Annotated in this window: 22 protein-coding genes; 7 read left to right on the forward strand and 15 right to left on the reverse strand. The window is 69.5% G+C overall.

The window, feature by feature from the left end:
* The first annotated feature begins 79 nt into the window (after nucleotides 1-79).
* Nucleotides 80-1,948 (forward strand): Stk1 family PASTA domain-containing Ser/Thr kinase, encoded by a 1,869-nt coding sequence (gene pknB / locus AB0395_RS24235; RefSeq protein WP_366284031.1) that lies wholly within the window; start codon nucleotides 80-82, stop codon nucleotides 1,946-1,948.
* Nucleotides 1,949-2,082: 134 nt separating this feature from the next.
* Here the strand turns inward: pknB and AB0395_RS24240 are convergent, their stop codons facing one another.
* Complete coding sequence (locus AB0395_RS24240; protein WP_366284032.1) at nucleotides 2,083-2,694, reverse strand: TetR/AcrR family transcriptional regulator; 612 nt, start codon at nucleotides 2,692-2,694, stop codon at nucleotides 2,083-2,085.
* Between the two features lie 232 nt (nucleotides 2,695-2,926).
* On the opposite strand from AB0395_RS24240, the gene groL reads away from it, so the two are divergent.
* Nucleotides 2,927-4,552 carry a chaperonin GroEL gene (groL, locus tag AB0395_RS24245; RefSeq protein WP_366284034.1) on the forward strand — a complete coding sequence of 542 codons (1,626 nt, stop codon included), beginning with the start codon at nucleotides 2,927-2,929 and terminating at the stop codon, nucleotides 4,550-4,552.
* A 129-nt stretch (nucleotides 4,553-4,681) separates the two neighbouring features.
* Here groL and AB0395_RS24250 read toward each other — a convergent pair whose 3' ends face one another.
* Genes AB0395_RS24250 through AB0395_RS24260 form a run of 3 tightly spaced genes read right to left on the reverse strand, consistent with a single transcriptional unit; the run spans nucleotide 4,682 to nucleotide 6,056 of the window.
* The gene (locus tag AB0395_RS24250; RefSeq protein ID WP_366284036.1) at nucleotides 4,682-5,254 is read right to left on the reverse strand and encodes a gamma-glutamyl-gamma-aminobutyrate hydrolase family protein; all 573 of its coding nucleotides are present in this window, start codon (nucleotides 5,252-5,254) and stop codon (nucleotides 4,682-4,684) included.
* Nucleotides 5,251-5,424, reverse strand: a complete 174-nt coding sequence (locus AB0395_RS24255; protein WP_366284038.1) for a hypothetical protein — start codon at nucleotides 5,422-5,424, stop codon at nucleotides 5,251-5,253. The genes AB0395_RS24250 and AB0395_RS24255 overlap by 4 nt, the downstream gene beginning before the upstream one ends.
* Nucleotides 5,421-6,056 carry a class E sortase gene (locus tag AB0395_RS24260; RefSeq protein ID WP_366284040.1) on the reverse strand — a complete coding sequence of 212 codons (636 nt, stop codon included), beginning with the start codon at nucleotides 6,054-6,056 and terminating at the stop codon, nucleotides 5,421-5,423. Before AB0395_RS24260 ends, AB0395_RS24255 begins: the two co-directional genes overlap by 4 nt.
* A gap of 206 nt (nucleotides 6,057-6,262) precedes the next feature.
* On the opposite strand from AB0395_RS24260, the gene AB0395_RS24265 reads away from it, so the two are divergent.
* Nucleotides 6,263-6,508: a cell division protein CrgA gene (locus AB0395_RS24265; RefSeq protein ID WP_366284043.1), complete on the forward strand. Its 246-nt coding sequence runs from the start codon at nucleotides 6,263-6,265 to the stop codon at nucleotides 6,506-6,508.
* A 58-nt stretch (nucleotides 6,509-6,566) separates the two neighbouring features.
* Here AB0395_RS24265 and AB0395_RS24270 read toward each other — a convergent pair whose 3' ends face one another.
* Nucleotides 6,567-7,322, reverse strand: a complete 756-nt coding sequence (locus AB0395_RS24270; RefSeq protein ID WP_366284045.1) for a rhomboid family intramembrane serine protease — start codon at nucleotides 7,320-7,322, stop codon at nucleotides 6,567-6,569.
* Between the two features lie 299 nt (nucleotides 7,323-7,621).
* The gene (locus AB0395_RS24275; protein WP_366284206.1) at nucleotides 7,622-8,146 is read right to left on the reverse strand and encodes a peptidylprolyl isomerase; all 525 of its coding nucleotides are present in this window, start codon (nucleotides 8,144-8,146) and stop codon (nucleotides 7,622-7,624) included.
* A 251-nt stretch (nucleotides 8,147-8,397) separates the two neighbouring features.
* Here AB0395_RS24275 and AB0395_RS24280 point away from each other — a divergent pair, with 251 nt between their 5' ends.
* Nucleotides 8,398-8,937 (forward strand): hypothetical protein, encoded by a 540-nt coding sequence (locus tag AB0395_RS24280; protein ID WP_366284047.1) that lies wholly within the window; start codon nucleotides 8,398-8,400, stop codon nucleotides 8,935-8,937.
* A gap of 453 nt (nucleotides 8,938-9,390) precedes the next feature.
* Here AB0395_RS24280 and AB0395_RS24285 read toward each other — a convergent pair whose 3' ends face one another.
* Complete coding sequence (locus AB0395_RS24285; RefSeq protein ID WP_366284049.1) at nucleotides 9,391-10,245, reverse strand: hypothetical protein; 855 nt, start codon at nucleotides 10,243-10,245, stop codon at nucleotides 9,391-9,393.
* A 127-nt stretch (nucleotides 10,246-10,372) separates the two neighbouring features.
* Here AB0395_RS24285 and AB0395_RS24290 point away from each other — a divergent pair, with 127 nt between their 5' ends.
* The 3 genes from AB0395_RS24290 to AB0395_RS24300 are packed head-to-tail and all read left to right on the forward strand — an operon-like array spanning nucleotide 10,373 to nucleotide 12,990.
* Nucleotides 10,373-11,041, forward strand: a complete 669-nt coding sequence (locus AB0395_RS24290) for a response regulator transcription factor (RefSeq protein ID WP_366284050.1) — start codon at nucleotides 10,373-10,375, stop codon at nucleotides 11,039-11,041.
* A 1-nt stretch (nucleotide 11,042) separates the two neighbouring features.
* Nucleotides 11,043-12,536, forward strand: a complete 1,494-nt coding sequence (locus AB0395_RS24295; protein ID WP_366284052.1) for an ATP-binding protein — start codon at nucleotides 11,043-11,045, stop codon at nucleotides 12,534-12,536.
* A gap of 46 nt (nucleotides 12,537-12,582) precedes the next feature.
* Entirely contained in the window at nucleotides 12,583-12,990 is a 408-nt protein-coding gene (locus AB0395_RS24300; protein WP_366284055.1) for a Rieske (2Fe-2S) protein, read from the forward strand.
* Here the strand turns inward: AB0395_RS24300 and AB0395_RS24305 are convergent.
* The 8 genes from AB0395_RS24305 to AB0395_RS24340 all read right to left on the reverse strand — a co-directional run bounded on the left by AB0395_RS24305 (nucleotide 12,974) and on the right by AB0395_RS24340 (nucleotide 20,368).
* Nucleotides 12,974-13,942 (reverse strand): GNAT family N-acetyltransferase, encoded by a 969-nt coding sequence (locus AB0395_RS24305; RefSeq protein WP_366284057.1) that lies wholly within the window; start codon nucleotides 13,940-13,942, stop codon nucleotides 12,974-12,976. The two genes, AB0395_RS24300 and AB0395_RS24305, sit on opposite strands and share 17 nt — an antisense overlap.
* Before the next feature lie 71 nt (nucleotides 13,943-14,013).
* Entirely contained in the window at nucleotides 14,014-14,454 is a 441-nt protein-coding gene (locus AB0395_RS24310) for a hypothetical protein (protein ID WP_366284059.1), read from the reverse strand.
* Nucleotides 14,432-15,043, reverse strand: coding sequence for a PadR family transcriptional regulator (locus AB0395_RS24315; RefSeq protein WP_366284061.1), 612 nt, complete (start codon nucleotides 15,041-15,043; stop codon nucleotides 14,432-14,434). The genes AB0395_RS24310 and AB0395_RS24315 overlap by 23 nt, the downstream gene beginning before the upstream one ends.
* Nucleotides 15,044-15,176: 133 nt before the next feature.
* Nucleotides 15,177-16,457 (reverse strand): lysozyme, encoded by a 1,281-nt coding sequence (locus tag AB0395_RS24320; RefSeq protein ID WP_366284064.1) that lies wholly within the window; start codon nucleotides 16,455-16,457, stop codon nucleotides 15,177-15,179.
* Nucleotides 16,458-16,705: 248 nt separating this feature from the next.
* Nucleotides 16,706-17,905, reverse strand: coding sequence for an ABC transporter permease (locus AB0395_RS24325; protein ID WP_366284066.1), 1,200 nt, complete (start codon nucleotides 17,903-17,905; stop codon nucleotides 16,706-16,708).
* Entirely contained in the window at nucleotides 17,902-18,765 is an 864-nt protein-coding gene (locus AB0395_RS24330; protein ID WP_366284069.1) for an ABC transporter ATP-binding protein, read from the reverse strand. The genes AB0395_RS24325 and AB0395_RS24330 overlap by 4 nt, the downstream gene beginning before the upstream one ends.
* Complete coding sequence (locus tag AB0395_RS24335; RefSeq protein WP_366284071.1) at nucleotides 18,762-19,823, reverse strand: peptidoglycan-binding protein; 1,062 nt, start codon at nucleotides 19,821-19,823, stop codon at nucleotides 18,762-18,764. The genes AB0395_RS24330 and AB0395_RS24335 overlap by 4 nt, the downstream gene beginning before the upstream one ends.
* A complete protein-coding gene (locus tag AB0395_RS24340; RefSeq protein ID WP_366284073.1) occupies nucleotides 19,820-20,368 on the reverse strand; it encodes a hypothetical protein in 549 nt (182 codons plus the stop codon). The genes AB0395_RS24335 and AB0395_RS24340 overlap by 4 nt, the downstream gene beginning before the upstream one ends.
* Nucleotides 20,369-20,411: the final 43 nt, after the last annotated feature.

Below are 20,411 nucleotides of genomic sequence, written 5' to 3' on the forward strand. Positions count from 1 at the left end.
GGCAACGGGTTGATGATGGACACCGGTGGCCCAAGAGGTCACCGGCACCCAAGATGAACGGTAAGGGACAGTGCAGGAAATGACTCAGCCCCGACGCCTCGGCGATCGCTACGAGCTTGACGGCGTCGTCGGGCGTGGCGGCATGGCCGAGGTCTATCGCGCACGAGACATCCGGCTGGATCGGATCGTCGCCATCAAAACCCTCCGCGCGGACCTGGCGAGAGACCACATCTTCCAGGCCCGTTTCCGCCGGGAGGCGCAGTCCGCCGCGTCACTGAACCACCCGTCCATCGTCGCGGTCTACGACACGGGCGAGGACGTGACGGACGGTGCGCCGGTGCCGTACATCGTGATGGAGTACGTCGACGGCCGCACGCTGCGCGACCTGCTGCGTGCCGACCGGCGGCTGCTGCCCGAGCGCGCGGCCGAGCTGGTCGACGGAATCCTGCGGGCGCTGGACTACAGCCACCGCGGCGGCATCGTTCACCGGGACATCAAGCCGGCGAATATCATGATCACCCGTAACGGCGACGTCAAGGTCATGGACTTCGGCATCGCCCGCGCGATGGCTGACTCCGCCGCGACCATGACGCAGACCGCGCAGGTCATCGGCACCGCGCAGTACCTGTCGCCGGAGCAGGCCAGGGGTGAGCGGGTCGACGCCCGCAGCGACATCTACTCCACCGGCTGCGTGCTGTACGAGCTGCTGACCGGGCAGCCGCCGTTCACCGGTGACTCCCCCGTCGCGATCGCCTACCAGCACGTGCGCGAGGACCCGATCCCGCCGTCGCAGATCGACCCCGACATCCCCGCGTGGGCCGACGCCATCGTGCTGAAGTCGATGGCAAAGGACCCGGCGCAGCGCTACCAGAGCGCGGCGGAGATGCGCGCCGACATCCAGCGTGCGATGTCGGGCATGCCGACGGATGCCCAGACGATGGCCCTGGCCAACAACTACGGCTCGGCCACCCGCACCATGCAGCAGCAGCCCCCCGCTCCCGGCGGGCCCGCGACGCAGCGCACAACCGCCGTCCCCGCCTACGAGTACGGCACGCAGGAGGGTGGGCGGGGCGAGCGCGGCCGACGCCGCCAGCAGAGCAGCGGCAACACCGCGGTCAAGACGGCGGCGTGGATCCTGGTCCCGCTGCTGATCATCGGCGCCTTCATCGGCGTCGGCTACATGTTCCTGAGCGCGCCCGGCGGCAGCTCGGCCACGGGCAAGGTGAAGATCCCGACGCTGGCCACGCAGACCGTCCAGACGGCGAGCAAGACGCTGACCGATCTCGGGCTGCAGGTCAAGGTCGAGGAGGTGTTCGACGAAAAGCTGCCGAAGGACACGGTCATCGACACCGACCCGGCCGCCGACACCGAGGTGGCGAAGAACAGCGTGGTCACTCTGAAGGTCTCCAAGGGCATCGAGAAGGTCGAGGTGCCCAACGTGCTCGACATGACCGTCGAGGAGGCGACCTCCGCGCTCGAGGCCAAGGGCTTCAAGGTGAGCGTGCAGACCAAGGTGTCCAGCCGTCCGCAGGGCAAGGTGTTCCAGACCGACCCCGAGGCGGGCAAGAAGGCGGCCAAGGAGAGCACGGTCCGGATCTACGTTCCCAAGGAGGCCGTCGAGGTGCCGGGTGTGGCCAACCTCACGGTCGAGGACGCCACCAGGATGCTCAGGGAGGCGGGCTTCAAGGTCAAGGTGGTCAAGCAGGAGAGCGACCTGCCCGAGGGCACCGTTCTCAGCCAGGCTCCCGAGCCCGGCGCCAAGCTCACCCCCGGCACCACGATCACGCTGATCGTCTCCAGCGGGCAGGCCCCGCAGCCGACCGAGCAGCCCACGTATCCGACCGAGCAGCCGACCGATGATCCCCAGCAGCCGGAGCCGGAGCCGACGGAGACCGACGACGGGTCGATCTTCGACACCCCGCCCGGCGACGGAGGCGAACTGGGCTGAGCCTTCGGCTCCCGGGAAGCCCTCGACGGCTTCCCGGGCCCGAGGAGCACCCGGGCCTCTCCGCGGTCCGAGACCTGGAAAATGTGAGGACCCCCGCCGCCCGGCGGGGGTCCTCACCCGTTCTGTGCCCTAGCTCACGGGGGCGTCTGGTTTGGTGGCGCGGCGGGAACGACGCAGGACAGGGCGCTGCGCAGGATGGTGGCGAAGGGCGCGGTGTTACCGGGCGTGAGCCAGTGCCGTCCCGCCACGCGGATGGCGCCGGCCACCGCGGCGGCCGTGACGGTGGGGAACAGGTCGCGTCCTGCGTCGGTGCCGGTGCGTGCCGCGATCGCCTCGGCGAGCGGGCCCTCCGCCATGGTGAACGCCCTCAGCGCCTCCCCCTCAAGCTCAGGCGTCGACATGATCATGCTCAGACCCGCCCTGTCGGGCTCGGGGTTGGTGTAAAGCTCGATCACGGCCGCGATGACGGCCTGGTCGAGCGGCTCGTCGGCGGGCCGGGAACGCAGCGTCTCCCCCACACTCCTGGACTGGTCGGCCTGCAGGGCGCAGATCGCCTCCGCCCTGCTGGAGAAGTAGTTGTTGTAGGTCCGGGACGAGACACCCGCGGCCGTGGCGATGTCGTGGACGCGCACCAGGGCCAGCCCGTTGGGGCCCTGCTCGATGGCCAGGCGCAGCGCGGCGTGACCGATCGCCTCTCGGGTGGCCTGTCTGTTGCGCGCCCGGAGATCCATGGCGTCGTCGTTCATGGGTCAACTCTATCCGATGCTACGCATCACGCACTATGTACGCACCGCGCACTATATGCGTGTCACGCAAGTTGTGGGTAGAGTGCGAGGGACGCCTGGCACTCACACCCGGAGAGTGCCAACCGCAGGGCGTATGCCGGGACGGCGAGGTCCGCCGACAGGTGGTTCACCTACCGGCGGACCGTCCGTCGCGGGCGCCGTCCCGAAGCCCCCTTCAAGAGCAGGAGCAGTAATGGCCTCGAAAATGATCGTGTTCGACGAGGACGCCCGGCGTGGTCTCGAGCGCGGCATGAACCAGCTCGCGGACGCCGTCAAGGTGACCCTCGGCCCCAGGGGCCGTAACGTCGTTCTGGAGAAGAAGTGGGGCGCCCCCACGATCACCAACGACGGTGTCTCCATCGCCAAGGAGATCGAGCTCGAGGACCCGTGGGAGAAGATCGGGGCCGAGCTCGTCAAGGAAGTCGCCAAGAAGACCGACGACGTCGCGGGTGACGGCACCACGACCGCCACCGTGCTGGCCCAGGCGCTGGTCCGCGAGGGCCTGCGCAACGTCGCCGCGGGCGCCAACCCGATGTCCCTCAAGAGGGGCATCGAGGCCGCCGTCGAACGGGTCAGTGAGGAGTTGTCCGCGCTGGCCAGGGACGTGGAGACGAAGGCGCAGATCGCCTCGACCGCTTCCATCTCCGCCGCCGACCCGGAGATCGGCGCGCTCATCGCCGAGGCGATGGACAAGGTCGGCAGGGAAGGTGTCATCACCGTCGAGGAGAGCAACGCCTTCGGCCTGGAGCTCGAACTCACCGAGGGCATGCGCTTCGACAAGGGGTATATCGCCCCGCTCTTCATTACCGACTCCGACCGGCTCGAAGCGGTCCTGGACGATCCATACGTCCTGATCGTGAGCGGCAAGGTCTCCGCCAACAGGGACGTGGTGCCCCTGCTCGACAAGGTCGTCCAGGCAGGCAAGCCGCTGCTGGTCATCGCCGAGGACGTCGAGGGCGAGGCCCTGGCCACCCTGATCGTCAACAAGATGAAGGGCGTCTTCCGGTCGGTCGCGGTGAAGGCCCCGGGCTTCGGCGACCGCCGCAGGGCCATGCTGGGCGATATCGCCATCCTGACCGGTGGCCAGGTCATCGCCGAGGAGGTCGGCCTCAAACTCGAGACCGCCACCCTCGATCTGCTGGGCCGTGCCCGCAAGGTCGTCGTGACCAAGGACGAGACCACCGTCGTGGACGGCGCCGGTGACGCGGGCCAGATCGCGGGCCGGGTCAACGAGATCCGCGCCGAGATCGAGCGCACCGACTCCGACTACGACCGCGAGAAGCTCCAGGAGCGCCTGGCCAAGCTGGCCGGCGGCGTGGCCGTCATCAAGGCGGGCGCCGCGACCGAGGTCGAGCTCAAGGAGCGCAAGCACCGCATCGAGGACGCCGTCCGCAACGCCAAGGCAGCCGTCGAGGAGGGCGTCGTGCCCGGCGGTGGTGTCGCGCTGCTGCAGGCCGGCGCCAAGGCCTTCGGCAAGCTCGAGCTGGCGGGCGACGAGGCCACCGGTGCCGCGATCGTGAGGAAGGCCCTTGAGGAGCCGCTGAAGCAGATCGCGGTCAACGCCGGCCTCGAGGGTGGCGTCGTGGTCGAGCGGGTCCGCGGCCTGCCCCCGGGCGAGGGTCTCAACGCCGCCACCGGCGAGTACGTCAACATGTTCGACTCGGGCATCATCGACCCGGCCAAGGTGACGCGCTCCGCGCTGCGGAACGCCGCCTCCATCGCGGCGCTGTTTCTCACCACCGAGGCCGTCATCGCTGAGAAGCCCGAGAGGGCCTCAGCCGTTCCGGCCATGCCGGGTGGCGGCGACATGGACTTCTAGGGCCGCCACACCATCGTGTGGTCCTACCCGGCCCGAGCCGGACGGGGTACGGACGAAAAAGAGCCCTTCCGCCACTCGGGGGCGATGGCGGAAGGGCTCACTGGTTAGTCGTTCAGCACGAACGACGTGTTACAGGATCCCGGCGAGCCAGTTTCCGAGCAGCAGATGGCCGTGTTCGGAGATCACCGACTCGGGATGGAATTGCACGCCCTCAACACGCGCGGCGCGGTGGCGCAGTCCCATGATCACGCCATCACCGGTGGTCGCGGTCACCTCGAGGGTCTCCGGGACCGTCCCGGGCACGACGGCCAGCGAGTGGTAGCGCGTCATGGTCACCGGGGACGGCACCCCGGCAAAGACACCGCGCCCGTCATGGATGATCAGGCTGGTACGGCCGTGCATCAGCTCGGGAGCCCGCGCCACGGTGGCCCCGTGGGCGACCGCGATGGCCTGGTGGCCGAGGCAGACGCCGAGCAGCGGCAGGTCATGCGCCTCGCAGTAGCCGACGAGCGGGACGCTCACCCCGGCGTCCTCGGGGCTGCCCGGCCCCGGACTGATCAGAACCCCGTCGAAACCGGCCGCGTCCTGCGGCACGACGTGGTCCCGCGGACGCACGTCGCAGGTCGCGCCGAGCACGCGGAGGTACTGCACGATGGTGTGCACGAAGCTGTCATGGTTGTCCACGACCAGGACGCGGGTCATCGGCCCACGGTGGCGTGGTCGAGCGGGACACGGGGTTCGATCCAGGGAAACACGACATACCACAGTACGGCCGCCGCGACCCCGGCGAGCACGACCGCGACGAGCGCCTTGGCCACGAAGGGGCCGGGGAGCAACCGCCAGATCCAGCCGTACATATCGGGACTCCTCATCTGCGGCGTTCCTCACGCCGCTCCAGCTCGCCGGAGACGACGAGCCGCTGGGCGGCGGAGTACTCCGGGTGGCAGGTGGACAGTGTGATCATGGCCGTGGTCGGCCTGCGGCCCGGCAGTCCGGGCACGGGGGCGATGACGGCCGTCTCGCCGGGGTCGACGACGCGCTCTCCGGTGACCCGGTAGGTGTACCGGGCGTCCCTGGCGTCGACCACGATCTCGTCGCCCTGGCGGAGCTCTCCGAGCCGGTTGAAGGGGGCAGCGTAGGTCGTTCGATGCCCAGAAAGCACGAAATTTCCTATCTCTCCGGGCAGGGCGGTACCGGGGTAGTGACCGGGCCCCATCCGTAGCTGCTCCCAGCCGACACCCTCGACGACGGCGTACTCGTAGTCGTCGCCGAGTCTGGGGATCCTGAGCAGCGCCAGCGCTCCGCCCAGCCGGACGCCACCGGATCCCGCCGCCGGATCCCTCGCCGGGAGCCCGTCGCGGTCGCCGAGGAACCGCTCGCGCAGCATCGCCTGCTGCCGCGCGGTGTAGGAACCGGTTCCGCACAGGAGGTAGGTGCAGAAGAACAGGACGACCAGCCCCGCGGTCGTGCTCAACTCTCCGAACGCCCTCAGCGCGGCCCTCATGCGCTCACGTTAATGACGATGAATCATTACGACACGGCGGGGATCGCACCGTTGAACCAAGGTTTGCGCGTCGATGGACCCCTATGGGATCGCCATGTCATGGGTGCGCCGACTATTCTTACTCGAGTCTTCGCCACCAGCGATTACGCTAGCTGACATGGCCTGCGCACGATCCGACCGCGCAGGGTTGACGCAGGAGAACCCCAGTGCCCAAGCCTAAGACTCGCAAGAAGGCGGTTTACACACCGCCGCAGACGTCCCAGCAGGTCAAAATGAGCCCGCGCTGGCTTGCGCCGGTCATGGTGGCTTCCTGGATCATCGGAATCCTGTGGATCGCCGTCTACTACATCGCACCGCACGCACCCGGCATCGGCGCCCTGCAGAACTGGAACCTGCTGATCGGGTTCGCTTTCATCATCTTCGGTGTGGTGCTGTCCACGCGCTGGCGTTAGTTTTTTCCACAGTGTTTATCCACACCCTGGGGAAGCACCAGGGTGTGGATCAGGCGGGTCAGCCGGGAAGACCGATCTGTATCTGGTAGACGTACGGCGGCAGCAGCAGGACCAGCGCGACGAGCGCGACGAACACCGCCGCACACCCCGCCCACTGGAACACGTTCCGGCTCTTCGCCGGGGCGTAGGCGAAGATCCCGCCGACCACGGCGCCGGTGATCAGGCCGCCGAGGTGCCCCTGCCAGCTGATGTTGGGGATCATGAAGGTGAGCACCGCGTTGATGCCGATCAGCCAGAGCACGCCGCGGGCGTCGTAGCCCAGCCTTCTGGCGACCACGAACAACGCGCCGAACATGCCGTAGATCGCGCCTGAAGCACCGACCGCGGCGATGCCGAACAGGTAGATCGCGACGGACCCGCCGAGCGCGGACAGCAGGTAGAGCGCCAGGAAGCGCAGTGAGCCCAGGCGCCGCTCCAGCTCGGGGCCGATGGCGTAGAGCGCCCACATGTTGAACACGATGTGGGTGATCATGTAAACGCCGCCGGCCAGCGGCGCGTGCAGGAACGCCCCGGTGAGCAGGCGCCACCATTCACCGTAGGCGACGGCGCCGGAGTTCATCGCGAAACCGTTCAGCACAGGACCGGGGCTGAGGGTCTCCGCGGCGTAGGCCAGAACGTTGACGACGAGCAGCGTCCAGGTGACCCTGGGGGTGGCGACCGCTCTGCCGCCAAAGACCGACTGCGCCTGCCGTACCGTCCTGTTGCCCTCGGCCACGCACTCGGGGCACTGGAAGCCGACCGAGGCCTCACGCATGCAGTCCGGGCAGATGGGCCGGTCACAGCGCTGACAGCGCACGTAGGTCTCACGACCGGGATGCCGATAACACGTGGGAACGGCAGCGGTTTCTGACTCGCTGGGTGGCTGGGTGGTCATGGCGTGTCGCTGGCCCCTTCGACCGTGCTGTTATCCACAGACTGCCAGCCTATTCATGATCCCGAGCACACGCACCAGTGAGCGGGCACACCAATGTGGTGAAGCTCACCGGCACGACCATCGGGACCGTGCCGGGCCGTGGGGCGGCGGTCGCGGCGCGAGGCCGCCGCCCCAGGTGACTAGCCCTGGACGCGGTCGATCGTGACCGACTCCAGGACCACCGGGTCGGTCGGACGGTCACGGGCGTCGGTCTCGGTCTTGACGATCGCGTCGACGACGTCCTGGCCCTCGATGACCTCACCGAAGATGGTGTGCTTGCCGTTCAGGTGCGGCGTGGGCACCACGGTGATGAAGAACTGCGAGCCGTTGGTGCCGCGTCCCCCGATGGTGCCCGCGTTGGCCATGGCGAGCAGGTAGGGGCGACCGAAGAACAGGTCCGGGTGGATCTCGTCGTCGAACTTGTAGCCCGGGCCGCCGGTGCCCTGGCCCAGCGGGTCACCACCCTGGATCATGAAACTGTCGATGACCCGGTGGAAAACCGTGCCATCGTAAAGCTTGGCGTTCGTCTTCTGCCCGGTCTCCGGGTGCACCCACTCGCGGGTGCCCTCTGCCAGCTCGACGAAGTTGCGCACGGTCTTGGGCGCGTGGTTCGGGAAGAGCCGAACCTTCACGGTGCCACGATTGGTGTTCAGGTTTGCGATCAAGTTCTCAGCCACGATCGGGCTCCCCCTTCATGTAGTTGGCTAAAGCCTCTGTAACGTGCTGTTTCATGGTGTTTTGGTGGCTGCGGCCGTAGCCGGTCCCCCTAGCATCCTCCCACGGCCGGTAATGATTGAGCCGCCTTCGAGCGGGAAGGGGAGGCAACGGGGCCCCGACAACTGGGGAGGTTAACGTGCCTCTTGCACTATTTGGAAAGCGCCACACGATCGTGGTTCCGGACACACGCCTGAATCAGATGAAGGCCCAGGTGTCCCGTGCCGCCGACCTCGCCTCAGAGCGGGTCAGCCCGGTGGCCGTTCAGGCGCGTGAGGCGGCCGGCCACGCCCGTGAGGCGGCCACTCATGCTCGTGGCGCGGCCAACGACAGGATCTATGTGGCCAGGGAATGGGCGGCGCCCAAGCTGGACGCCGCGGCTCACTCGGTCGAGGAGCAGATCGCGCCGAGGGTCAGCGCGTTGCTGTTGCAGGCGGCGAACAAGGTTGATCCCACACCGCCCGTCAAGTCCCGTAAATGGCCGGTGCTTCTGCTGCTCACGGGGGTCGCGATCGGCGCGGTCGGCTTCGCGCTGTACCGCAGAAGCGCCGACAAGTGGACCGACGCGATGAAGGAGAACGCCTCTGACGCCTCCCAGTGGGCGTCGGAGAAGGCGCGGTCCACCTCGGAGAAGGTCTCCGACGTGACGGGGGAGACCACATCGAAGGTCGGCGCCAAGGCCGACCGGCTCGGTAACAAGGCCGAGCACAAGGCGGACCAGGCTTCGAAGAAGCTGCCCTGATCCACTGCGGATACGGCCCGGACCACAAGGGTACGGGCCGTATCCGCATGTGCGGGCTCCGCAGCGACACCCGCCGGAGCCCTCTCCTCCCCGCCGGACACCGCCGAATCCTTCTCAGCCGGACACCCGCCGGATTCTTCCCCGCCGGACGCCTCTCGGAGCCCCTCCCGGTGGACGCCCCCGGCTCCGGGGCCCGGTTCTTCCTGAACCCCCGTTCTCCCCGGGCCCCGGTTTTCCTGGATCGCGGTTCCCCGCGCGTCCCCCGCGCTTCGACCGCGTCTCCACCCCTCGCCGCCGACCTCTCTCAGGCCGCCTCTCTCGGGTGCTGGGTGTGGCGGCCGTGCGCCTTCGCCGTGTTCGAGACCTTCCACGGCTCCGGTACGGCCGGCGGCGATCCGGGCCTTAGCCAACGAACCCGTACCGATCCCCCGTGCGGTGCGGATCGCGTGAGGGTCAGTGCTTCTCCGGCGAGATCGACGAGCAGGTGAGCAGGAGGTCCCCCTCGGGCGAGGTCACGCCCTTCTCATCGGCGCCCATCATCTTGGTGATCGTGACCTCCCCGTCCTTCGACTCCAGGATCACGCCACCCCCCGGTCCGATCTTGCCGGAAAGCTCGGGCAGCGGCGCTGCGGGCACCTCCGCCGTGGCTCCCGAGGACGCGTCGGGAGTGACCTCGTCCAGGCGGGGGGCGGGGACGGCGGTGGGCACTTCGGAAGGAATGCTGGGCGACAGCGCGCTCCCGACGTGGTCCTGCAACGTGCCGTCCTTCTCCGCCACACCCGGCCTCGCCGGGTCGGAGTCCTGCTCGTCGGGAGCCACCTTGAAGACGGACCCGTCAGGACCCTCCTTGAGAACGGACCCGTCAGGGGCCACCTTCCACTCCTCCACCCTCTTCTCCACACCCGGCCTCGCCGGGTCGGAACCCTGCTCGTCGGGAGCCACCTTGAAGACGGACCCGTCAGGAGCCTGCTTGAGGATGGGCCCATCGGGAACCGCCTTCAAGCCCCCTTCCTTGAGCTTCATGTCTTCCTTCAGCGTGTCGAACTTCTTGAGCTCCTCCTCGGTGATCTTGTACGACCTCACGCTCAGCTTTCCCCCCTCGCATCGGATGGCGTAGACGCCTCCTCCGAGGCCGGGACTCTGCGGGTCGACGACAAGGCCCTGGCTCGGAGAGGCGAGGATGGCTGCCGGATCCGAGGTCTCGGTACTGGGCACAGGGCTCGGAGTGTCGGCGCTGGCCGCGCCGGTCAGCGTGGTCATCAGGGCCCCGGTCGTCATCACGGCGGCCGCGAGAATACGAATACGCATGCGCGTCTCTCCCTGTCGGATCGGTGGTCTGGGCTGACAGGCTCGCGTCCGCATGCTGAACCCAGCCTGAAGGCGGCAGAAATCGTCTTCAGGCTGGCTTTAGGCGGACTGCGGCAGGCTGGACGTCATGCGCATGCTGCTGGTTGAGGACGAGAAGCGCCTGGCCGACCTGCTGAGAAGCGGCCTGGCCTCAGAGGGGTTCGCCGTCGACGTCGCCCACGACGGTCGTGACGGGCTGTGGATGGCGAGCGAGAACGCCTACGACGTGATCGTGCTCGACGTCATGCTTCCCAGGATGAACGGCTACACCGTCTGCGCCAGGCTCCGCGCGGCCGAGAACTGGACGCCGATCCTGATGCTCACCGCGAAGGACGGGGTGCACGATGAGGCCGAGGCCCTGGACACCGGCGCCGACGACTTCCTGTCCAAGCCCTTCTCCTACGTGGTGCTGCTGGCCCGGTTGCGCGCACTGACCCGCAGGGGAGGCGGGGCGAGGCCCGTCTCCATCGTGGTCGGCGACCTGGCCATCGACCCGGCGGGGCTCCGCTGCCGCAGGGGGGAGGTGGAGATCTCCCTCACCCCGAAGGAGTTCGCGGTCCTGCACGGCCTGGCCCGCAGGCAGGGAGAGGTCGTCTCCAAGGGGGAGCTGCTCGCCCAGGCATGGGACTTCTCCTACGACGGCGACCCGAACATCGTCGAGGTCTACATCAGCGCACTGCGCCGTAAGATCGACTCTCCGTTCGGCCGCTCGTCCCTGGTGACCGTACGCGGTGCCGGCTACCGGCTGGAGGCCTGAGATGTCACGCCTTTCCGTCCGGGTCAGAGCCACCCTGGCGGCGACCGCGATCGTCGCGGTCGCGCTGGGGGTCGCGGCGGCCGTACTCGTCGGCGTGCTCATGGGCAGCCTGGTGGAGAGCGCGTCCGCCGAGGCCACCCGACGGGCAGACGCCACCGCGGACGTGCTCGCCGCCCAGACGAAGGTCGACAAATCTGACCTGGTCGCCGGGCAGGTCATCGACCCGGACATCATGATCCTCCACAAGTCCTTCCCGGCCGACACCTCCGAGGACGCCCCCGTCGCCCCCGACTCCCCGGGAACCGTCCCCGAGCAGCCTCTCCCGGAGAAGGGCATCGAGAAGGACCGTTCAGGCGTCCTCCCCGCCTCCGCTCTGAAGTCCCTGCTCGTGGGCTCCGGAGGAACCGTGGTCTCCGATGTTTCCCCGGCCCTGCCTCCCGACGCGAAAGCGGACCTCCCCTCCGTGAAGTACGCCGAGCTTTCCCCCAGGGAGTACTCGGTCATCTCCCCCGCGGGCGAGTGGACGTCCCTCGGATCCTTCACCGTCGCCACCACGCAGGTCCCCACGGAGCAGGGGCCGCTGCTGGTGCAGGCCAGGGCCTCCCTCGAGCCCACGAAGAACGCCCTGAACACGCTGCAGAGCCTGCTGCTTCCCGGCATCCCGGCGCTCCTTCTGCTCGTCGCGGCGCTGACCTGGCTGGTGGTCGGCAGGGCGCTCGCGCCGGTGTCCGCCATCCGCGAGGAGATGGCCGACATCACCGCCAGCGACCTGCACCGCAGGGTTCCCGTGCCACGCTCGCGCGACGAGATCGCCAGGCTCGCCGAGACGATGAACAGCGCGCTCGACCGGCTGGAGCACGCCGTCAACCGGCACAAGCGCTTCGTCGCCGACGCGGCCCACGAGCTGCGCAGCCCGCTGGCCATCCTGCGCACCCGCCTGGAACTCGCCCCGCGGGAACCACTGGTCGCCGAGACGCTGACCGACGTGGAACGGATCCAGAAGCTCACCTCGGACCTGCTGTTGCTAGCTCGTCTCGACGCCGGGGAACCCGCCTGTCACGAGGAGGTCGAGCTCGGCCAGGTCGCCGCCGAGGAGGCGGCCAGGCCCCGCCCGAGGCCCGAGGTCCGGGTGAGGCTCGACGTGGCCGTCGACGCCGTGGTCCGCGGCTCGGCCGACCAGCTACGCCGCCTGGTGGCCAACCTGATGGACAACGCGGTACGGCACGCGGCCTCAACGGTCACCCTGCGGCTGACCCTGGACGGGGGCCAGGCCGTACTCGACGTGCGCGACGACGGGCCGGGGATCCCCGCCGAGCACCGGGTGGCGGTCTTCGACCGCTTCACCCGGCTCGACGAGGCGAGGGACAGGGACGCGGGCGGCTCGGGGCTCGGACTCGCCATCGCCAGGGACATCGCGGTACGGCACGGCGGCAGCCTCGACCTCGTCGAGGAAACCCCGGGAGCGTGGCTGCGCGCACGGTTTCCCGTGATATGAATCACACGTGGTTCGTTGAGGAGCCCTCACCCCCAGGAGGCCCGTCATGCCGTTCCCCACTCGCAGAGTGATGATCTTCCGGACCCTGACCGGCGGCGTGACCGCCCTGGTCGCATCGGCTGTCGCGTGGGCGCGCCCCGCGGAGGCCACCGAGACGGACGCCGAGTCGACCACCATCCTGGCCAAGACCAAGAGCATCCCGGTGGGCGGCGGGAAGATCATTCAGGGTAAGTGGGTGGTCACCCAGCCGAAGAAGGGCACCTTCCGGGCTTTCAGCGCGAAGTGCACCCACCAGGGGTGCACGGTCGCGAGCGTGAGCGGCGGCACCATCAACTGCCCCTGCCACGGCAGCAAGTTCGGCATCTCCGACGGCGCCGTGGCCAGGGGACCTGCCTCCCGGGCGCTGCCGAGTCAGCGGATCAAGGTCTCCAAGGGCGTCATCCGCCTGGGCTGAGCTCGGCGACATAGGCCGTCGCGCTGCGGTCGACCTCGAATCCCGCGCGGACGTAGACCCCGAGCGCGCCGGTCGAGTTGTCCGCGTCGACCCCGAGACCGGCCCTCTGGTAGCCCCTGGCACGAAACTCGGCGAGGGCGTGGGCGAGCAGCCCGCTCGCCACGCCCCTGCCCCGCCAGTCGCGCAGGGTGGCGATGATCTGGATCCACGCCTCACGGATGCCGGTGACCTCGCTGTCGGCCTCGTAGTAATGGGTGATCAGCAGCCCGACGCTCCTGCCCGACTCCTCCTGGACGACGAAGGAGTCCTCCCGGCTGAAGCTCGTCCCGATGATGAGGTCCCGCCAGCTCTCCTGAGTGTGCGGCACGCTGCCCCAGTGGTCGGTGAAAGCCGCGTTGCGCACCTCGACGGCCACCTCGTCGAGATCCTCCGTGTAGGGGACGACCTTCAGGCCACCGGGCATGACGCTCGTGGGCAGAGGCCTGCCCAGGTCGCGGCGCATACCGTAGAACGACCGCCTCGGCATCAGACCGGCCGCGGTCACCGCGGCTTTGGCCCACTCGTTGTGATCGTCCACCTGGGTGTGGAGCTCAAGGGGAAAGCCGGGAAAGCGGCGTTCGTGCACGGTCCTGGCGGCCCGGGCCGCCCAGCTCATGAGCTGCCCGCCGAGGCCACGGTGCCGGTATTCCGGATGCACCGCGCACCACAGACGCATGCGGTGGGCCGGTTCCGCCACAGGCCTGGCGTAGACGGCGCCGAAGGCCACCAGCCTGTCCCCGTCCCACACGGCGCCGGTGCCCTCGGCGAGGTCTAGCGCCGGAAGGCCGAGGTCGTCCGCGAGGTCGTCCTGGCTGTAGTTGTCCCCGGTCCGGTCCTCGGCCTCCACCGCCGCGAGCAGCTCCGCCCACTTGCCCACGTCTTTCACAGCCAGTGGAGTCCACTCGAATGTCATGGCGCGGAGCTTATGACCGCCCCTGTCCCCATCGCGAGAGATTTTCCCGGGCCGGGCGAGTCACGGCGGCCTCAGAGCAGGCGCGTCCCGCAGTCCAGCTCCTGGCCGATCCGCTGGAGCCCCGCGGCGAAGCCGTCCTTGGTATTCCTGCCGAAGCCGATGAAGAGCCGGTTGGCCAGCGAAACACCCCAGCGGCCGGAGGACGCGACGTTGAAGACACGGTGGGTGACAAGCGTGCCCTCGGGATGCGGCTCGACGGTGTACTCCCCCCGATACCACCACCCGCCCTGGGCGGCCAGGGTCCCCTCGGTCACCTCGACGGTCATCGAGTGGGCCGGCATCCGCAGGGTGAAGCGCCCCGGGCCGCCCTCGACCGTGCCACCGGAGGAGGAGAACAGCCAGACGTTGTCGGGGCCGACCGGCCCCGGATGCACCGTGAGGATCAGCCGCTCGACCCGTTCCCGCGAGGTCTCGACGACTCCCGCCACCTCATACAGCAGGGTCTTCTTCATCCGGTCCTCCAAACACATCGAAATCGAGACGGTCCTGCCAGGTCAGTTCTCCGGTCCCGAGCCGGTCCAGGACGCTCCGCACCCAGTCGAGCTCGGCACCGCGCAACGCGCGCTCGTATTCGAGCTCCAGCACCAGCAGCCGGGGCAGCCCGCTCTCCTCAAGGCTTCTCATGTGCGCGTCACAGGCGAAGATCCTGCTCTCCAGGGTCGCGGCGCGGGTCAGCAGCGCCCGTTCGGCCTCGCGCACCGGCAGGCATCCGATGAGGGAGAGCGCGGCGTGAAAGTTCCGCATGTCCGGTCCCGGCTCCTCGAGCAACCGCCGGAGCCGGGTCGCCAGCTCCGCCCTGCCCTCCTCGCTGAGCCGGTAGACCGTCCGCTCCGGCCTGCGGCCCTGCCTGCTGGTCTCGACGGGAACGATCAGCTCGTCTCCGGCCAGCCGGTCGACCGCGTGGTAGAGGCTGCGCGGCAGCCCCGTCACGTAGTCCTTGTGCGTGTCCAGGATCAGCCGGTGCATCTCGTAGGGATGGCTCGGCTTGACCGAGAGCAGCGCGAGCACGGTCAGCCCGACGAGATCGGGTCCTCGTGGCATCACACCTCCCATGCACACTTCTTTATTGCAGTATGCATTATGCGAAGGCGCTACGAGCGGGGACAAGGGAGGGATCTTGTCCGGCCGAAGCCGCCGACCGACGAGAACCGGCGTCATCTCCGAGGAGGCGGCGTCATCCCCGGGCGGATCCGATGGTGAGCATCACCGTGCCCATGGTGATCTTCACCCCTCGCCGATAACCGTTCCGCTCCGTGTCAACGGCCCTGCCCCGCTCACCGGACGTACCGGCCTTGCCGCCCCTGACGTCCCTGTTGGCTTTATCGGCGTTGGCTTTGGCGGCGTTGGCTTTGGCGGGTCTTCCCGTACCCCCCGGCCCGCCTCGGCTCCCACCCGGCCTGCTTCGATCACCCGGCCTGCTTCGATTCCCCTCGGACTTGCCCCGGCTCCCCCCTGGCCCGCCCCAGCTCCCCTCAGGCTCGCCCCGGTCCTTCGACCTGGTGGTGAAGCGCAGTCTGGCCTTGTGCTCCGGATCCAGCTTCGCGATCGTGCAACGCACCGCCGTGGCACTGAACCGGCACCCGCGACTCGCCCTGACGATCCGCTGCCCGCCGAAGGTCCGGCCGATCACGGAGACCCTGGTCGCGGGAATCGGTCCGGTGTTGAGAACCGTGACGTCGTAGGCGTGCCTCCCCACCGGCCTGCCCGCGGCGGCCAGCTCGGCCGGGGGCTGGGCGAGCGTCCTCAGCGCCGAGAGGGGGCCGTTGAAGACGTTCTGCCCACCGGGGAGCGTTCCCCTGTCCGCGACCTGCCAGAAAGTGTGACGCGGCCAGCCTGCCGGGAGCATCCCGGGCTCCGCGCCCCACCGGGCCAGCCACAGGGGATTACGGCCGAAGGCCGTGGAGTCTCCCGTGCAGGTCTGCCACCAGCTCGTAGTGGTGTAGATGATCGCGTCCCGGCCGGTCCGCTGCCAGTAGCGTGAGATGAAGTCCCTCAGCCAGGCGACCGTCTGCGGCTGATCCAGGCCGTAGCAGGTGTCGAGGCCGTTCCTGCCGCCGTAGGGGTTGTCCTCCACGTCCAGCACTCCCGGCAGGGTCCGGCCGTCCGCGACCCAGCCGCCGCCGTTGCCGACGAAGAAGTCGGCCTGGGTCGCGCCGTCCGACTCGTGCGGCTGAGCGAAGTGGTAGGCGCCCCGGATCAGGCCCGCCGCAGCCGCGCCCTCCTCCTGCGTCTCGAACAGGGGATTGCGGTAGTTCACTCCCTCAGAGGCGTACACGAAGGCGAACGTGCCACCGCCACCCGCGACGGCCTCCCAGTCGATCTCCCCTGTCCAGTTGCTGACGTCGATCCCGCGAATCCCCTCGGTCCCGGCGTCCCCCACCTCCGTGGCATGGGCTGTTTCGGGAAGGAACGCCCCCATCACAACCAGCGCGACCAGCAGAGACGTACGTTTCACGTGAATCCCTCCGCCCTCGCGTGGCATCGGGCAAGATCCTGGCCGATGCCCATCACGACCTGCAAGGACCGTGGGCAATCGCCACGAGGGTTGGGGTGGTTCCTAGGAGAATGTCGCCCGATCGGATCGTCGGATCCCGGGCGACGCTCGATGGAGAACCACACCGTGGCGCACCGCCGTACGATCGGGCGAGCGTGGCCACCACGACGCGCAGCGGCCCCGAGGCGGCACGGCGGGGCACGTCCGGATCAGGTGGTCGCCAGGGCGACCGTCGGGGACAGACGGGCCGCGCGCATGGCCGGGTAGAGACCGGCGACGGTGCCGATGACAAGCGTCGCGGCGACCGCGCCACCGATCGCCCACGGCGGCACGATCGGAGGCCAGTCACGCGACAGCGCGTATCCAATGGTCGCGAGGGCGCCGAGCACCGCCCCCACGATCCCGCCGAGCGCGGACAGCAGCAGGGACTCCGCGAGGAACTGCAGGCGCACCTGCCCCCGGGTCGCGCCGAACGAGCGGCGCAGGCCGATCTCCTTACGACGCTCCAGCACCGAGATCACCATGGTGTTCGCCACTCCGACCCCGCCGACCAGCAGCGCGACCGCGCCGAGCCCGAGCAACAGGTTGGTGAACGCGCCCGCGGCGGCCGCCCGAGCGGCCAGCGCGTCCGAGGGCCTGCTGACGTTCACCTCCTCCGGGTTCTCCGGATTGACCGTGCGGGGCAGCACCGCCCTGACCGCCTCGACCGCCTCCTCGGTCGACCGCTCGTAGATCGTCGTGGGGTGCCCGTCGAAACCCAGGTGTTCCTCCGCGGCCGGAAACCCGACGAGCGCGGAGCGTTCGATCTCCGGGGCGAGCGGCATCGGCCCGAGGAGCCCGATGACGGTGAACCACCGATTCCCCATCCACACCCGTACGCCGGTCCTGGTGATGCCGAGCCGTTCTGCGGCCTTCGCCCCCAGGACGACGGCGGGCTGCCGCTCGGTCGCGGCGTTCAGCCAGGCCCCCTTCACGACGCTCCCCTCAAGCGTGGTGAGCAGCTCGGTGGTCGCCGCCTGTACGGCGATGCCCCCGGTCACCGCCTTGGCGATGTGGTCGGTACGCCGGACGGTCGCCTCGACGGCTCCGGTCGCGGAGGCCGTGAGGACCGGGCCGACGCGCTTGACCATGCCGACCGCCCCCGTGGGCAGCTTGGCCTCCTCCCCGAAGAGGGTCTGGCCCGCCGAGACGCTGAGGAGGTTGGTGCCGAGCCGGTCGAGCTGGCGCAGCAGCTGCTCCTGGGAGGACGAGGAGATGCCGATCACTGCGATCATGGTGGCGATGCCGATGGCGATCCCCAGCGCGGACAGGATCACCCGGGTCGGGCGGGTACGGAGCCCCGCCGCGCCCACCCGCAGGACGTCGGAGGGACTCAGCCTGGCGGGCGCCAGCCGCTCCGCGCGGCTCACGCCTGGTCTCCCTTCGTGATCTCCGCCGGAGGCTTGCGCCCGTCGCCGAGGTCGGCGATGATCTGGCCGTCGCGGACCCGGACCTGCCGCGGGCACCACTCGGCGATCTCCGCGTCGTGCGTGATGACCGCGATCGTGGTTCCCGCGGCGTGCAGGTCGCGCAGGACCCGCAGCACCTCGGCCCCCGCCACGGAGTCCAGGTTTCCGGTCGGCTCGTCGGCGAGCAGCAACGGCGGGTCTCCGGCAACCGCGCGGGCCACCGCGACCCGCTGCTGCTCTCCTCCGGAGAGCTGGTTCGGCCTGTGTCCCAGCCGATGGCCGAGGCCCACCCGTTCCAGCGCGGCGGCGGCCCGCTCCCGCCTGGCCCGCAGCGCGATGCCGGTGTAGAGGAGCCCGTCGGCCACGTTGTCCAGCGCGCTCACCCCCGGGGACAGGTGGAACTGCTGGAACACGAATCCCAGGTGGCGTGCGCGCAGCGCGGACAGCTCACGGTCGGAGAGCTCGGCCACGTGACGGCCCGCGATGCGCACGATCCCGCTGGTGGGCCGGTCCAGGGTTCCGATCATGTGAAGCAGGGTGGACTTTCCCGAGCCGGAAGGACCGATGATGGCCAGCAGCTCGCCGTTCCCGACCGTGAGGTCGACCCCGCGCAGGGCCCGCACGTGCCCGTTGTAGACCTTGGTCACATCGCGCAGCTCCACCACGTACGGCCCGCCCTGACCGCTCACGCGTGCCTCCGCGTCCACCGCGTACGGCCCGCCCTGACCGGCCACGCGTGCCTCCACCGCGTCCACCGCGTACGGCTCGCTCATGCCCGCCACGTGCGGCTCCTCGTCTCCATCGTGTACGGCTGCGATCATGAGGCGGGCACCCCGACCTTCATGCCCTCGGAGAGCCCGGTGCCGGTGATCTCCACCAGGCCGCTGCCGAAGGCACCGGTCTCCACGGCCACGACGCGGGTCGCGCCCCCCTCGACGACCTCGACCCCGAACCCGCCCTCGCGCAGCGCCAGCAACGCCTCGACGGGCACCGTCAGGACGTCCTTTCGCCGCTCGCTGACCAGCTCGACCTCGACCGGGGCCCGGTCCAGCCTGGCCTTCGGCACCTTGTCGAGCGTGATGTCGACGTCGATGGTCGTGCCGTCGTCGTTTCCCTGGCCCGACCTGACGGGCTCGGCGACCGTGCCGACCGCGCTGATCCTGCCGCTTTTCCGCTCGCCGCCGGGCAGTTCGACGGTGACCTTCGCGCCCTTCCTGGCCAGTGTCTGGTCACCGGTGTCGAGGTCCACGTGCACCAGCCGCCGGATGCCGCTGACCGTCATGAACGGCCTGCCGGGAGCGAACCTGTCGCCGACCGAGACCTTCGCGTCGGTCACCCGGACCGCGGCGGGCAGGAAGACCGCCTGGGTCGCGTCCACCTGCCCGGTCTCCGGCAGGCCCGCGTCGTCCTGCCACTCCTTGACGGCCAGGTACGTCGCGTAGCTGAAGTGGTCGTCAACCGTCAGGTAGTCGCCGTAGCCGAGTGCCCTGAGGTTGCGCTCGAGCTGCTCGACGTCTGGCCCGTCGGACATCCCCTGCCGCAACGGGCGGTAGAGCGGCAGCGAGCCGTACATCACGACGAGCGGCTTCCGATCGACCTTGAGCAGCGGGCGGCCTCTGCGGACCACCGCCCCCTCCGCCGCCACCCACGTCACGGTGCCCGCGGCCTCCGTGGCGAGCTGCCGTTCACCGGCGTAGGTGAGCGAGCCGTCCACGGTCTTGGTGTCCACCAGGTCCTGCCGGGTGATCGACGCGGTGGGCGGGACGGGTGGCTTGCTCGGCGCCGCGGCACCCGCGCCGCCGTCGCCGAGGATGGCGACCGCCGTCCAGCCCGCGGCGAGCACGAGGAGACCCGCGACAACGGTGAGGCCCTTCCTCACTGCTGCCCCTTCAGGCCGGGCGCGAACTCCTTGCACGCCTCCTGCGCCTTTTTGACCTTCTGCTCCCCGTCACCGCCGCCGGGCAGGTGAACCCTGAACCGGCCGTTGGCATCCGGGTCGGGCATGTCGACGCCGTGCTCCCGCATGCACTGGGCGTACTTCAGCATCTGGTCACGAGCCTTCGGGTCGCTCGCCGGCCCCCCCTTGCCTCCGACCGCGTCCTTCATGAAGTGCTGGCACTCCTGCATGGCCTTCTCTGTCTTGGCCTCGTCGCCGCCCTTCGGTTGCCTGATGATCATCCTGCCGTCGGCTTCCGGGTCGGGGACGTCCACGCCGTGCTCCCGCATGCACTGGGCGAACTTCAGCTGCGCGTCCCGCCGGTCGGCCGGGGCCGATCCGGAGGCGGAGGCGGACGGCTTGGCCGTACCGCCGCTCGCCCCGGCGATGCCGTCGGCCCCCGCCCCGGCCCCCGACGCGGATCCGGCACCGCACGCGGCCAGCGCTAAGACCAGCGGGGCAACGGCCAGCAACGGTCGAACGTTCATGGCTCACTCCTTCGCGCCACGGGTCACTCGCCCGGGGCGCGGC

It is taken from the genome of Streptosporangium sp. NPDC051023 (assembly GCF_040689595.1).
Lineage (GTDB): Bacteria > Actinomycetota > Actinomycetes > Streptosporangiales > Streptosporangiaceae > Streptosporangium.

What these genes read in the sequence shown, in the direction of transcription:
- AB0395_RS24290 (WP_366284050.1), top strand. Translation starts at nt 10,373, where the DNA reads ATGCGCATGCTGCTGGTTGAGGACGAGAAGCGCCTGGCCGACCTGCTG.
- pknB (WP_366284031.1), top strand. Translation starts at nt 80, where the DNA reads ATGACTCAGCCCCGACGCCTCGGCGATCGCTACGAGCTTGACGGCGTC.
- AB0395_RS24315 (WP_366284061.1), bottom strand. Translation starts at nt 15,043, where the DNA reads ATGCCACGAGGACCCGATCTCGTCGGGCTGACCGTGCTCGCGCTGCTC.
- AB0395_RS24295 (WP_366284052.1), top strand. Translation starts at nt 11,043, where the DNA reads ATGTCACGCCTTTCCGTCCGGGTCAGAGCCACCCTGGCGGCGACCGCG.
- AB0395_RS24310 (WP_366284059.1), bottom strand. Translation starts at nt 14,454, where the DNA reads ATGAAGAAGACCCTGCTGTATGAGGTGGCGGGAGTCGTCGAGACCTCG.
- AB0395_RS24270 (WP_366284045.1), bottom strand. Translation starts at nt 7,322, where the DNA reads ATGCGTGAGGCCTCGGTCGGCTTCCAGTGCCCCGAGTGCGTGGCCGAG.
- AB0395_RS24260 (WP_366284040.1), bottom strand. Translation starts at nt 6,056, where the DNA reads ATGAGGGCCGCGCTGAGGGCGTTCGGAGAGTTGAGCACGACCGCGGGG.
- AB0395_RS24280 (WP_366284047.1), top strand. Translation starts at nt 8,398, where the DNA reads ATGAAGGCCCAGGTGTCCCGTGCCGCCGACCTCGCCTCAGAGCGGGTC.
- AB0395_RS24285 (WP_366284049.1), bottom strand. Translation starts at nt 10,245, where the DNA reads ATGCGTATTCGTATTCTCGCGGCCGCCGTGATGACGACCGGGGCCCTG.
- AB0395_RS24240 (WP_366284032.1), bottom strand. Translation starts at nt 2,694, where the DNA reads ATGAACGACGACGCCATGGATCTCCGGGCGCGCAACAGACAGGCCACC.
- AB0395_RS24250 (WP_366284036.1), bottom strand. Translation starts at nt 5,254, where the DNA reads ATGACCCGCGTCCTGGTCGTGGACAACCATGACAGCTTCGTGCACACC.
- AB0395_RS24305 (WP_366284057.1), bottom strand. Translation starts at nt 13,942, where the DNA reads ATGACATTCGAGTGGACTCCACTGGCTGTGAAAGACGTGGGCAAGTGG.
- AB0395_RS24330 (WP_366284069.1), bottom strand. Translation starts at nt 18,765, where the DNA reads ATGATCGCAGCCGTACACGATGGAGACGAGGAGCCGCACGTGGCGGGC.
- AB0395_RS24300 (WP_366284055.1), top strand. Translation starts at nt 12,583, where the DNA reads ATGCCGTTCCCCACTCGCAGAGTGATGATCTTCCGGACCCTGACCGGC.
- AB0395_RS24340 (WP_366284073.1), bottom strand. Translation starts at nt 20,368, where the DNA reads ATGAACGTTCGACCGTTGCTGGCCGTTGCCCCGCTGGTCTTAGCGCTG.
- groL (WP_366284034.1), top strand. Translation starts at nt 2,927, where the DNA reads ATGGCCTCGAAAATGATCGTGTTCGACGAGGACGCCCGGCGTGGTCTC.
- AB0395_RS24255 (WP_366284038.1), bottom strand. Translation starts at nt 5,424, where the DNA reads ATGAGGAGTCCCGATATGTACGGCTGGATCTGGCGGTTGCTCCCCGGC.